10 protein-coding genes are annotated in these 12,536 nt (G+C 55.7%); 2 read left to right on the forward strand and 8 right to left on the reverse strand.

Annotation, left to right across the window (positions count from 1 at the left end; genetic code table 11):
- Positions 1-195: 195 nt before the first annotated feature.
- Complete coding sequence (locus tag Mag101_RS17535; RefSeq protein WP_077407870.1) at positions 196-735, forward strand: fasciclin domain-containing protein; 540 nt, start codon at positions 196-198, stop codon at positions 733-735.
- 81 nt (positions 736-816) lie between these two features.
- Here Mag101_RS17535 and Mag101_RS17540 read toward each other — a convergent pair whose 3' ends face one another.
- Complete coding sequence (locus tag Mag101_RS17540) at positions 817-1,392, reverse strand: cysteine hydrolase family protein (RefSeq protein ID WP_077407872.1); 576 nt, start codon at positions 1,390-1,392, stop codon at positions 817-819.
- Between the two features lie 147 nt (positions 1,393-1,539).
- Here Mag101_RS17540 and Mag101_RS17545 point away from each other — a divergent pair, with 147 nt between their 5' ends.
- Positions 1,540-2,631 carry a polysaccharide lyase family 7 protein gene (locus Mag101_RS17545; protein ID WP_077407874.1) on the forward strand — a complete coding sequence of 364 codons (1,092 nt, stop codon included), beginning with the start codon at positions 1,540-1,542 and terminating at the stop codon, positions 2,629-2,631.
- 87 nt (positions 2,632-2,718) lie between these two features.
- Here Mag101_RS17545 and glmS read toward each other — a convergent pair whose 3' ends face one another.
- From glmS to Mag101_RS17580, 7 genes are all read right to left on the reverse strand, one after another.
- Positions 2,719-4,548 (reverse strand): glutamine--fructose-6-phosphate transaminase (isomerizing), encoded by a 1,830-nt coding sequence (gene glmS, locus Mag101_RS17550; protein WP_077407876.1) that lies wholly within the window; start codon positions 4,546-4,548, stop codon positions 2,719-2,721.
- Positions 4,549-4,584: 36 nt separating this feature from the next.
- Positions 4,585-5,346, reverse strand: coding sequence for a DeoR/GlpR family DNA-binding transcription regulator (locus Mag101_RS17555; RefSeq protein WP_077407878.1), 762 nt, complete (start codon positions 5,344-5,346; stop codon positions 4,585-4,587).
- Between the two features lie 60 nt (positions 5,347-5,406).
- A complete protein-coding gene (locus tag Mag101_RS17560; RefSeq protein ID WP_077407880.1) occupies positions 5,407-6,618 on the reverse strand; it encodes a dihydrolipoamide acetyltransferase family protein in 1,212 nt (403 codons plus the stop codon).
- Positions 6,615-7,667 (reverse strand): alpha-ketoacid dehydrogenase subunit beta, encoded by a 1,053-nt coding sequence (locus Mag101_RS17565; protein WP_077407882.1) that lies wholly within the window; start codon positions 7,665-7,667, stop codon positions 6,615-6,617. Before Mag101_RS17565 ends, Mag101_RS17560 begins: the two co-directional genes overlap by 4 nt.
- Positions 7,668-8,777, reverse strand: coding sequence for a pyruvate dehydrogenase (acetyl-transferring) E1 component subunit alpha (pdhA, locus tag Mag101_RS17570; protein WP_077407884.1), 1,110 nt, complete (start codon positions 8,775-8,777; stop codon positions 7,668-7,670).
- Between the two features lie 137 nt (positions 8,778-8,914).
- The gene (gene glmU, locus Mag101_RS17575; protein WP_077407885.1) at positions 8,915-10,276 is read right to left on the reverse strand and encodes a bifunctional UDP-N-acetylglucosamine diphosphorylase/glucosamine-1-phosphate N-acetyltransferase GlmU; all 1,362 of its coding nucleotides are present in this window, start codon (positions 10,274-10,276) and stop codon (positions 8,915-8,917) included.
- A gap of 261 nt (positions 10,277-10,537) precedes the next feature.
- Positions 10,538-12,490 carry an alpha/beta hydrolase family protein gene (locus Mag101_RS17580; protein ID WP_198040030.1) on the reverse strand — a complete coding sequence of 651 codons (1,953 nt, stop codon included), beginning with the start codon at positions 12,488-12,490 and terminating at the stop codon, positions 10,538-10,540.
- Positions 12,491-12,536: the final 46 nt, after the last annotated feature.

Here is a 12,536-nt window from a genome sequence, read left to right on the forward strand (position 1 = left end):
ATTCGTGTCTCTTAGTTCACCCTAGCTCAGTAAACAGGCCATTTCTCTGGCCGCTTTACCCGTATACATCTCGCGGAAGACCCTCTTTGGACCAAAGGTTCGCCGAGACTAGACTACCGGGCACCTCGACCCGGCCAGCCGAGCGTATATCCATTGTTCTCAGCGGCCACGTCGATTTATTGCGGAGGTTTAACTATGCAATCGGTAAACGCTGTACTCACCAAGTTCTTTTTCGCACCTCTTATGCTCACCGCACTGGCGTGCATGCCCCTGAAAGCAGATGAAAGCAAGACGATCGCGGAGAACGCCGCGAATGCTGAGGCATTGTCCACGCTCGTTGCCGCAGTTCAGGCTGCCGAGTTGGTTGACACGCTAAAAGGCGACGGCCCATTTACGGTGTTTGCCCCCACCAACGATGCCTTCGCCGCGCTACCCGCGGGTACCGTGGAAATGTTGTTGAAGCCAGAAAACAAAGACAAACTGAAAAAAATCCTCACTTATCATGTGGTCCCCAGTAAAGCCACTGCGGAAATGGTGGTGGGACTGATTAAGCAAGGCGGTGGCCATGCGAAAGTGAAGACGGTGGAAGGTGACGAGCTCACCCTGAAAATGATGGGTGACAAAGTCACCGTAACCGATGCAAAAGGCAATACCGTAAACGTTGTTCAGGCGGACATCATGAATTCAAATGGTGTGGTGCATGTGATCGATGGTGTATTGATGCCGAGCAAGTAATTACTTCGACATCGACGAATGGTAAAAGTGAAAACGGCAGCGCAAATAGCGCTGCCGTTTTCTTTTGTGTGGAATCGAGGCTCAGTCCGGGAAGCCGCTCAGAATAGACGCGGTCTCAACAACGTTCGCATACTCGTCGTGCAGATTACTCAAAAATATCCAGTGCACATCTTCCGCAGAAAATTGCTTGCCATTCAGGGCCTGCAGGGGAAACGCTGCGGTTGCATCCTGCGGTAGATAAATGCGGTAGCCGAGGCCTGCAGCAACCCGCACGGTTGCATCCACGGAATTGTTGGTCAGCACACCACAGATAACCAGCTCGGTCACCTGTTCACGCTTTAGGTAAGCATCGAGTTGTGGATCGATAAAAGCGCAATTTTCGGATTTGCTCACCACCTTCTCACCCGCCATCGGAGCGACTTCCATCTTAAAGTCGAAAAATGGCGAATCCGCATGGTAAGGGGAATCGCTGCTTTTGGAGGAGTGGCGTATATGCACCACCGGTTTATTCTGCTGACGCCACCTATCCAAAAGCTCCGCCATGCGCAGCTCCGCATCCGGGTTGTTGCGCGAACCCGTATCGAAGTAATCAATGGCCTGCTGGACATCAATAATCAGCAAAGCTGGGTTAGTTGACGTAAAAGGGGGTAAGTTCATACAGATTTCTGAATCCGGTCGCGCGTCAATGGCGCGCACTGATGGACTAATTGGTTGACCAATAATCCTACTTTATTGGTTTACTGCTTTACACCAACCGAGCCCTGCAATTAGTCTCGGGAGCATCGTTATTCGTAGGAAAATATAATGATAAACCAGCAGAGCAAGCAAAAGATTTTTCACCTCGCAGCATGGGGCAGCCTCGGTATTTTATTATCTGCATGCCAGAGTGGACCGGAACAAAAGCCTGCAAAACCGACAAATATTGAGAAAGCAGCGGTCGTTGTGCCAGGGTCTCTGGTAGACCTGAACAACTGGAAGATCACCTTGCCAATGGACAGTAATGGTGACGGCAAAATTGATGAAGTTGGGCCGCCAAATATCATGCGCCTGTATGAGCCCCGCTTCTTTTACGGCAACGAAAAGGGTGAGCTGGTATTCACCGCGCCAAACAAGGCGATTACCACCGCGAATTCCACCAACACCCGCAGTGAGCTGCGGCAGATGATCGACCCGGTGAAATCCAAGACTAAGGCGCCCGGGAATAACTTTGTGCTGGGATCGCACCCCAAGGCAAATGAATACGGCGCGATCGGTGGCCGCTTGTCGGCAACCCTGGCGGTCAATCATGTGGCAGTAGAAGCGGCGCATCCCAATAAAAAACCCGCTTTCTCTGTGGTTGTCGGCCAAATACATGCCGGTAAAGACGCGAGCATTCTCGACGCTGGTTTCGGTTACGGCAACGAGCCGCTCAAGATTTACTACAAGAAGTGGCCAGGTCACGAATACGGTTCCGTATTCTGGACTTACGAGCGCAACCTGGAAAAAGACAACCCCAACCGTACCGATATCGCTTATCCGGTATGGGGCAACACGTGGGAGTCTGCGGAGAACCCGGGTGACAAAGGCATCAAGCTCGATGAATCATTTAGCTATACGGTCGACGTGGTCGACAATGTCATGCAGCTAACCTTTGAAGCGGCAAATAAACCACGAGTGGAATACACCATCGACCTTGCCAACAACGTCAACGCCTACGGTGAAGTCGACCCACTGGATAATCCCGCGGGCTATAGCGGCGACTGGTTCTACTTCAAGGCCGGTGCCTACAACCAATGCAGCAGCAAAGACCAAGAAGGCATGTGGTATGCAGGCTGTGCCGGCTCAGGGATATGGAAGCAAGACCACGCGAAAGGTCACTATGCGCAGGCAAGCTTTACTTCTATCGAGCTAGACTGATCAGAGAAAAAATTCTAAAAAAAGCCCGCACAAAAATGTGCGGGCTTTTTTATTTGGGAGAAGCTGCGCGTACTAAAAACGCAATGACTATTCCACCGTCACCGATTTCGCCAGGTTACGCGGTTGATCCACATCGGTGCCTTTCAGTAACGCCACGTGATAGCTCAATAGCTGCAGTGGCACCGTATACAGAATGGGCTGCAAACTTTCAGCTGCGTCCGGCACCTCGACCACGGTAAGTCCTTCCTCGCTCCGGAACCCGGCCTCGGGGCTGGCAAATACAAACAGTTCACCGCCACGCGCGCGTACTTCCTGCAAGTTTGATTTCAGCTTTTCCAGCAGTTCGTCGTTCGGCGCGACGACGATAACCGGCATATCGGCGTCGACCAAGGCGAGCGGGCCGTGTTTGAGTTCACCGGCTGGATAGGCCTCGGCGTGGATATAGGAAATTTCCTTGAGCTTGAGTGCTCCTTCCAAGGCGATCGGATACTCCACACCGCGCCCCAGAAACAACGCATGATTTTTTTCCGCGAAGGCTTCACTGGTGGCCGCTACCAGCGCGTCCAGCCCAGTGAATTTTTCCATCAGTTTCGGCAACTGATGCAACGCGCTAATCAGCTGCGCTTCGCGGTCGCCATCCATGCCGTTGGCTTTCGCCAGCGCAATACAGAAAATCTGCAACGCAACCAGCTGCGTGGTAAAAGCCTTGGTGGAGGCGACACCAATTTCCGGGCCGGCCTCGGTCATCAGGTGTAATTCAGACTCACGCACCAGTGAACTGTTCGGCACATTGCAGATCGTCATGGAGGCGAGATAACCCAGCTCCTTGGCCTGGCGCAAAGCGGCGAGGGTATCGGCGGTTTCTCCCGACTGGGAGATGGTGACAAATAAAGTACCGGGGCGTACCGCGGTTTTGCGGTAGCGAATTTCACTGGCCACTTCGACGGAGCAGGGCACGCCGGCCCAGTCTTCAATCCAGTAACGAGCAACCAAACCGGCGTGGTAGCTGGTGCCGCAGGCAACAATCTGCACTTGTTTTACTTTCGGCAGAATTTCGTTGGCGGCGGTACCCAGAGCCTGTGACAGCACCGAGTGCTCACCTATGCGACCGGCCATGGTTGCTTCCACCACCTTGGGCTGCTCAAAGATTTCCTTCTGCATATAGTGGCGATAGCGACCCTTGTCGGCGGCGTCGTGGCCACCTTGCAGCTTGTTCACCGGGCGACTGACTTCTTCATCGGTTTTATCCCAGATCGCAATGGCGTCGCGGGTCACGTCGGCCAGGTCGCCCTCTTCGAGGAAAATAAAACGGTCGGTTACCTGTTGCAGGGCCATGGGGTCGGAAGCAATAAAGTTTTCCTCGATGCCCACGCCAATTACCAGCGGGCTACCCAGTCGCGCGCATACCAAATGCTCGGGCTCCTTGGCAGATACAACCCCAAGGGCGTAGGCGCCGTGCAGTCTTTTGGTGGCCGCAGACACCGACTCGAGCAGGTTGCGCCCCTCGCTGGCGAGATCGTGGATCAGGTGTACCACTACCTCAGTATCGGTTTCCGACTGAAACTCGTAACCTTTGGCGAGCAGTTCTTCGCGCAGCTCCTGGTAGTTTTCGATGATGCCGTTGTGCACCAGGGCGAAATCACCGGACACATGCGGGTGGGAATTTTTATCGGAAGGCACACCGTGGGTAGCCCAGCGGGTATGGGCAATACCCAGCTGACCGCTAGTCGGGTTTTCATCCAGGGCAGATTCGAGGTCGGCGACCTTGCCCTGGGTTTTGCGCAACTGTAATTTGCCGTCGCCGTTCACCAGGCACACACCGGCGGAGTCATAGCCGCGGTATTCCAACCGGCGCAAGCCTTCGAGAAGGATTCCGGTTACGTTGCGTTGCCCCAGGGCACCTACGATTCCACACATCTTTTTCTACCTCGATTATTTGTTGCTGTGCGAGCGCTACTTGGCGTCCGCGCAAATCACCCGCAGCCCTCTGCTTTCCAGCTGCGCACATGTCTTGTCTTCAATGCCGCTGTCGGTCACCAGGGTGCCGAACATTTCCCAGCTCAACTCCAGATTGGGGATACGGCGCCCAACCTTGCTGGACTCCGCCATCACAATCACCTCGCGGGCGACATCCGCCATCACTCGCGACAGGCCGATCTGTTCGTTAAACGTGCAGGTACCGCGGTCGAGGTCGATGCCATCGGCGCCGATAAAGGCCTGGTCGAAGTCGTAACCGCGCAATACCTGCTCGGCTACCTGCCCCTGAAAAGCCTCGAAATGTGGATCCCAGGTGCCGCCGGTCATGAGTAGGGTGGGTTCGTTTTCCAGCTCGCGCAGTTGATTGGCCACATGCAGGGAATTGGTCATCACCACCAGGCCGCGCTTGTGGTTGAGCTCCGGTATCAGGCCGGTGGTGGTGCGGCCGTAGTCGATGACAATGCGGTTGTGATCGCGGATCAGTCCTGCAGCGGCACGGCCGATGGCGCGCTTGGTTTGCGACAGCGTGTCTTCCGCCATCAGTTCCCGGGGCAGGGGGATGGCACCGCCGTGGCGGCGCAACAACAGGCCGCTGTCCTCCATGGCCGCCAAATCCTTTCGGATCGTAACTTCAGATGTTTCGAACTGACGCGCCAACTCTTCGACACTGGCTTCGCCAGCCTCGTTAATCAGGCTCAGTATCTGATGACGCCGCTGCTGGGTATTACGTTTCGACATGCTCACACATCTTTCGTTTCGAAAGAAAATAATAGCAAAACGAAAGTTAGATTCACAAGGTCAATTTTCCGCCTGTTCGCCGGACTCCAGCTGCTCGCGCATAACCTGCAGAAAGCGCGCGAGCTCGCCGCCTGTCACCGCACGGTGGTCCGCGGTAATGGACAGCGGCAGCAGCTTGCGCACTCGCGCCTTACCTTTGTGGGGTAACACCGCCTTGTGCGCACGACCCGCGCCGACAATACAAACCAGCGGCGGAACCACGACCGGAGTAGCAAAACGGCCCGCGAGGCTACCGAAGTTAGACAGGTGGATAGTGGCACCCTGCAGATCTTTCTGTGGAATCCCGCCATCTTCCGCCTGCTGTTTGAAGCGGCTGATCGCTTCCTGCAGATCCCGATGCGAGGCCGCGGCGACATCCTTGATTACCGGTACATACAGGCCTCTGGATGCATCCACCGCGAGCCCTACACTGACCGGGGTCTGCGGTTGCAAAGTACCGTTGACGAAGTGGGCATTGAGGTTCGGCTCTGCCGACGCCGCCTCGGCCATTGCCCGCAGTAAACGCACCGTCGCATTGGTGCCTTTGGGCCAGCGCGAGATATCCACCTCATCACACAAGGTCATGGGGCAGACCTGATCGCGGCTCTGAGCCATCACGATCGCCATGGCGCGGCGTGCAGGTTCTGCAGATTCGGACGGCATTGTTGGCTCAACCACACCACCGGATTGCGGCGGCAACTGTTCCGGTATCGGCTGCTGCTGCCCCACAGACTCCTGCTGCCGCATTGGTATTGTTGCGCCGGTAGCGGCAGCGCGGACTTCAGTTTCACTGAAACGGGAACCCGTGGGGTGCAGCCTGCTGAGGTCCACACCCAGTTGCCGCGCCAGTGCGCGTACCGCAGGCGTAGCACTGCGCGGGCGGTTAGACTGGGGGCGACGTTCGCGCGCGAGAGCCTGACCCCCGGATTCAATTTTGCCGACAACGGTCGCGGAATCGCTAAATTTTTCGGACTTTTTCCCCGACGTTTGCTGCATTTGATCCTGTTTAAAGCCGATAAGCGGTTGGCCGGTGTCCAGGGTTTGTCCCTCTTCCACAAAACACTTTTCCACCTCGCCCGCGTATGGTGACGGCACCTCCACCAGGGCCTTGGCGGTTTCCACTGTAACCAGAGGCTGGTCTACCGCAACCCTGTCGCCTTCCCGGACCAGCCAAGCGCGGATAGTGGCGTCCGGCAAACCCTCGCCAAGATCGGGCAGCTTGAAGATCTTCATGGCTGCACCTCCCCGCTACCCACAGTGTTCCCACCGCCGGTGACACGGGGCTCGGAACGCGAGTACCCCAGTGCAGTCCGAGCCCCAGCGACTATGCGCTCGACGCCAGGCAAGTAGGCACCTTCCAACTGGTAGTAGGGCATTACCGTGTCGTAACCGGTAACGCGCTGTACCGGCGCATCCAATAAATCAAAGGCGTATTCCTGAATCTGCGCGGCGATCTCGGCGCCGAGACCACCAAAACGCGCGGCTTCATGTACCACTACGCAGCGCCGGGTTTTCTCCAGAGAATCAATAATCGTGTGGATATCCAGCGGCTTGAGCGTGGCGGGGTCGATCACTTCCGCCTCGATGCCGCCGGCAGACAATTGCTCCGCCGCCTCGAGGGTTTCTTTGACGCTGGCACCCCAGGCAACAAGAGTCAGGTCACCACCCTCCCGCAGCACAAACGCGCGATCCAGCGGCAGTGCCTCGCCGTCATCCGATACCGGTTGTTTGGCGGCGCGGTAAATGCGCTTGGGTTCCAGAAACAGCACCGGGTCTGGATCGCGGATGGCCGCCAGCAGCAAACCATAGGCACGCGCCGGCGAGGAGGGCACCACCACGCGCAGACCGGGAATGTGCGCGAAGATTGCCTCGGTGCTTTCACTGTGGTGTTCCGGTGCGTGAATGCCGCCGCCATACGGCGCGCGGTACACGACGGGACAGCTGAGACGGCCGCGGGTGCGATTGCGCATGCGCGCGGCATGGCTGAGGATGTGGTCGAGGCCGGGATAGATAAACCCCATAAACTGGAATTCGGCGACCGGGCGCAGCCCTTGCGTGGCCATGCCCACGGCGACGCCGGCGATCATGGTTTCCGCAAGTGGTGTGTCCAGTACGCGCGCCGTGCCGAAACGCTGCTGTAAGCCCTCGGTTGCCCGAAATACGCCGCCGTTCGCCCCAACATCCTGCCCAAACACCACAACCTGTGGGTTGTTTTTCAGCTCGAATGCCAGCGCCTGGGTAACCGCTTCCACCAGCGTTATCGTATTTTGCTGATCGCCCATTTATGCACCGGCCCCCTGTTGCTGCTCGTCACGCAACTGGTCGTACTGCTCATACAAACCTTCAGGTAACTGCGCATACAGGTGATCAAACATGGCGGTGACCGGCTCGGGCGTCCGTGCCTGCCAGTTGCCGAGCGCCGTCTCCATGGTTGCGGCCAGCTCCCGCTCCAGGTCCTGTTGTTTGGCATCGCTCCACAGACCCTGTTCACGCAGGTAGTGATCCAGGCGCTTGATCGGCTCCCACTGCCAGGCTTTCTCCAACGCCTCGGCACTGCGATAACGGCTGGCGTCATCCGCGGTCGTGTGATCGCACAGGCGATAGGAAATCGCCTCGATCAGCGCGGGCCCGTCGCCACTGCGCGCTCGCTGCAACGCATCTTGCACCGCCCAGGCCACCGCTACGATATCGTTGCCGTCCACCTGCAGCGCGGGGATCCCCGCAGCGACGGCTTTTTGCGCAATTGTCTGGGTAGCGGTCTGGCCGTGACGCGGCACGGATATAGCCCACTGGTTGTTGTTCACCACAAACACCACCGGCAGCTTCCACACCCCGGCGAGATTCATCGCTTCGTAAAAATCGCCTTTAGAAGTCGCGCCCTCGCCACTGCTGGCGACGGCCGCCTGCAGTGGCACGCCTTCCTGCTGATGGCGCTGTTTCAGGGCAAAGGCGACACCCACTGCGTGCAGCATTTGGGTGGCAATAGGAATACAGATCGGCAGGTCGTTGGGGGAATGCTGGAAGTTCTGCCCGCGCTCATCTCCCCCCCAAATGGCGAGAATTTCCTCGATGGTGACGCCGCGCTCAAGCAATGCGCCGGTTTCGCGGTAGTAGGGACAATAGACATCATCGGTTGCGAGGGCATTGCCGGTGGCAATACCGATCGCTTCCTGACCGAGGGTAGAAGGGTAGGTACCGAGACGGCCGGTGCGCTGCAGTTTTACCGCGCGATCATCCACGAGCCTGGCCAGCTGCATCTGCCGAAAGCAATAGGCAAGCCAGTCCGGTGTGGCAAATTCAGGTAGCGGCTGGGTTGCCTTGCCCTGGTTGTCCAGATACTGGAGGTGGGCAATATCGAAGGAAGCTTGCAGTTGCAGGCGGGGTTTATGCATCGGCGCGGTCCCTTGGAATCCGATGCTTGTAGTGTAGTAGGGGGTTACCGGGTTCGATTTTTCGCAGTTCGGTGGCGGTAAATCACCGGGTGCTCCACCGCCACCCTAATAGCTTCAAAGCACCTGAAGTATCGATATCAGGACTTCTTGATGGGTCGCTGCCAGCCACCAATATTGCGCTGCTTACCACGGGCAACAGCCAGTTCGTCAGCACTCACTTCGCGGGTAATCGTTGAGCCGGCGCCAATAGTTGCACCAGAGCCGATGGTTACCGGCGCCACCAGCGCCGAGTTGGAACCGATAAAGGCGCCATCGCCAATAATGGTTTTGGATTTGTTTACGCCGTCGTAATTACAGGTGATGGTGCCGGCGCCGATATTCACGCCCTCTCCCACTTCCGCATCACCGACATAGGAAAGGTGATTGACCTTGCTACCCAGGCCGATTTTGGCTTTTTTGGTTTCAACGAAATTGCCGACTTTTGCCCCGTTGGCCAGCTCGGTGCCCGGACGCAGACGCGCAAAGGGACCGATGGTGCAGGCTTCGCCGACGCTGGCATCCTCAATTATCGAATTGGCCTCCAGCACCGTACCCGCCGCCAACTGGCAATTTTTCAGCAGACAGTTGGGTCCTATCTTTACCCCATCACCAAGCGTCACCTCACCTTCGAACACGCAGTTGATGTCGATGGAAACATCCGCGCCGCAGGAAAGGGTACCGCGCACATCAAGGCGAGCAGGGTCGAGCAGGGTGACACCGGCAGCCATCAGGTTTTCGGCATTCTCTTCCTGCAGCGCACGCTCCAGTTCAGCCTGCTGAGCACGACTGTTTACGCCGGCGACCTCGTTGGGGTCATCGGCGATCACACCGGTGACGGCGATCTTCTCACCCACGGAACGCGCGATCACGTCGGTTAGGTAGTACTCACCCTGAGCATTATTGTTGGAGAGCTCTGGTAGCCAGAGCGCCAGCAGGTCAGCGGGCGCCGCAAGAATACCGGTGTTGATTTCAGTAATTTTGAGGGTGTCGGCGTCGGCATCTTTTTGCTCGACAATCGCCTGCACCGCGCCGGACCCGTCGCGCACGATGCGACCGTAGCCACTCGGGTCATCCATCACCACCGACAACAGCGCAGGGCCCGAGGCAGAAGCCTCAAGCAAGCTTTTCAGTGTCGCGGTTTTCACCAGTGGTACATCGCCGTAAAGCACCAGTACTGTGGCGCCCTTGCGAAAATTCGGAATCGCCTGCGCAACCGCATGGCCGGTACCCAGCTGTTCGGTCTGCTCAACAAATTGCACACCGCTATCGGAGCAGCGCTCGCGTACCAGATCCGCACCGTGACCGATAACCACGGTAATACGCACATCACCAAGTCCCTTGGCCGCATTGATCACCCGCTCCAGCATCGGCACGCCACCAATGGGATGCAGAACCTTGGGAAGATTGGAGCGCATGCGGGTGCCTTTACCCGCGGCGAGGATGACAACGTCGATAGCCATGAGAATCCTTGGAGACTGAACAACAGAAGAAAGTGTGATTGAACATCCTTCTTTATAGATAGATACCAATCATTTTTGCAGGGAAAGGATTGTTACGAGTTTGGTCGTAAGGCGCAAGCAGATATAGGGTTAACTAGCCGTGAGTCGCTGGGCTGCAGACATCACTGAACTACCCGGTCTGCATGTTGACCCGACAACAAGGGTTAGACAGAAAACAAAAACCCGGCCAAGGCCGGGTTTTCTTCCAGACACAGCGGAGTATTACAATCCGCCCGCCCCACAATCCTGATTTAAGTATGAGATCATGGATTCATACAGTGTTTTTTGATGGTCATAGAACAGCGTATTACTGAAGTGATCTGCACCATCTAGCTCGACATATTTGTATTCTTTACCGAACTTATCCAGCGCCTTGCGATAGCGCTCAGCATGAGCTGGCGGTACTCGCTGATCCACGCTGCCATGCACCAACAGAATTGGTACGTTCACATCAGCGGCAGCTTCGATCGGGGAGATACTGTCGTCCCACATTCCAAGTTGCTCGACCTTCTGCGCGCCACGCATACGATCACGATAATAGTTGACCTGCATCTGATTATCCGACACTGCAGCGCCCGCAATCACACACTGATAAATCTGGTCTTTGCGTGCGGCAGCCACAAGTGCGGCGTAACCACCGTAAGACCAGCCAAACATTGCCAGGCGACCCTCTTCCGCCCAACCTTGTTCCACCAGATACATCATGCCGTCGTCTTTATCATCCTGCATTTTGTAGCCACCCTGGCCACCGTCAATAAATGCGGATTGATAGTGCTTGAGACCAAGACCACGAGAACCGCGATACTGGGGCTGCAACACCACATAGCCATTGTTCGCCAGCATTTGCGCCCACTCATCGTAAATTACGACTTCGGAAACAAATGGACCGCCGTGTGGCATCACAATCGCCGGGAACGGCGGCTTACCATTTGGTATGGTCAGGTAGGCGGGAATTTTTTTACCATCCCGTGCTTTGTATTCGATGTAGCGCACGTCGGCGAGCTTCTCAGCCTCGAGTAGCGGTTGACGACTACCCAGCTTTTTCAACTTACCTTTGTGTAACAGGTAGTAGGTTCCAGGATCACGCGGGCCAACGTTGTAGATAGTAAGGCTGGCACCATCACGACTGCGGCTATTTACGCGCAGGTAGTTGGACTCAGGGATAACCTGCTTGAGCTGTTGGTTAGTGGCCATTTCAAGCTCATCGAAATATTCAACTTCAATGCTCTGCTTGGAATAGACGACTCCAACAACGCTATCTAGATTCGTCCACTCATTGCTGTGGAAGCGAACTCCTGCCACATCCACATCACTACGGCGATAAATCAACTCACCAAAATCTTGCTTCTTTAGGTTATATTCCCAAAGACCAATTTTGTCGTGACCGTTGTTCGCACGCACGTAGAAGATATGTGGCTGCTGATCATCAAAGCCATCTACGGAGAAGTTTTCAAAACTTTCTTCGCTCAGGCGGTAAAATTCTTGCCACTTTTTCGTGTTAGTAACACGCTCGTACCAAACGTACTCACCCTTACCAATATCGAAACCGCGTGCCAACCAGGGATTCCCATCGATATCAAATTCGATCTGCCCCATATCGAGCTTGCCGCGCAGAATTAGCTTTTTGGCGCCAGACTTGATATCCAACTCGTAGTAAGTGCGGGGGCGAAACGCTTTGTTCAAGCGATTATCTTCGCCACCGGGCAGATAGGAAAAAATGATCCGACGTTCATTATTTGGCAGCAGATGTTCAAGATCGGCACCCAACTGGTCGTATTTTTTCAATTTTTTACGCTTGATATCGACGGAACCGAGAAGGTATTCATAAACACCCTCATTAAAGCCCTCAATTCGATCACGCACTTTTTGGCGAAGATTCATCCCAATGACATCATTGCTAAGCCAGAAGAAACTCTGAATCTCCATCGGATTCGAGTTGATCCGATACGGCTCAGCGTCGAGATCGTCAGCGGGATACACCTCTATGACGGGATCGCCGTCTTTGGTAGGAATTTTTAATAGTGCAACATGTTTCCCATCCGGGGAAATCTCAACGTTACTGATTACATCGCGCAAAGCCCAATATTCCAGTGGATAGGGCTCCTGATTCTTCGCCACCACGTCAAGGCTGATCAGTAGTATCAATGAACTGATCAGCAATTTGAGTCTTGCCATATAGCTACCCTGCAACATTACTTTCTTACTAATAAATTGCTTGGAA

The sequence above is a fragment of the Microbulbifer agarilyticus genome, assembly GCF_001999945.1.
GTDB classification, from domain to species: Bacteria; Pseudomonadota; Gammaproteobacteria; order Pseudomonadales; family Cellvibrionaceae; genus Microbulbifer; species Microbulbifer agarilyticus_A.

What these genes read in the sequence shown, in the direction of transcription:
- glmU (WP_077407885.1), bottom strand. Translation starts at nt 10,276, where the DNA reads ATGGCTATCGACGTTGTCATCCTCGCCGCGGGTAAAGGCACCCGCATG.
- Mag101_RS17545 (WP_077407874.1), top strand. Translation starts at nt 1,540, where the DNA reads ATGATAAACCAGCAGAGCAAGCAAAAGATTTTTCACCTCGCAGCATGG.
- Mag101_RS17560 (WP_077407880.1), bottom strand. Translation starts at nt 6,618, where the DNA reads ATGAAGATCTTCAAGCTGCCCGATCTTGGCGAGGGTTTGCCGGACGCC.
- pdhA (WP_077407884.1), bottom strand. Translation starts at nt 8,777, where the DNA reads ATGCATAAACCCCGCCTGCAACTGCAAGCTTCCTTCGATATTGCCCAC.
- Mag101_RS17535 (WP_077407870.1), top strand. Translation starts at nt 196, where the DNA reads ATGCAATCGGTAAACGCTGTACTCACCAAGTTCTTTTTCGCACCTCTT.
- Mag101_RS17580 (WP_198040030.1), bottom strand. Translation starts at nt 12,490, where the DNA reads ATGGCAAGACTCAAATTGCTGATCAGTTCATTGATACTACTGATCAGC.
- Mag101_RS17565 (WP_077407882.1), bottom strand. Translation starts at nt 7,667, where the DNA reads ATGGGCGATCAGCAAAATACGATAACGCTGGTGGAAGCGGTTACCCAG.
- Mag101_RS17555 (WP_077407878.1), bottom strand. Translation starts at nt 5,346, where the DNA reads ATGTCGAAACGTAATACCCAGCAGCGGCGTCATCAGATACTGAGCCTG.
- glmS (WP_077407876.1), bottom strand. Translation starts at nt 4,548, where the DNA reads ATGTGTGGAATCGTAGGTGCCCTGGGGCAACGCAACGTAACCGGAATC.
- Mag101_RS17540 (WP_077407872.1), bottom strand. Translation starts at nt 1,392, where the DNA reads ATGAACTTACCCCCTTTTACGTCAACTAACCCAGCTTTGCTGATTATT.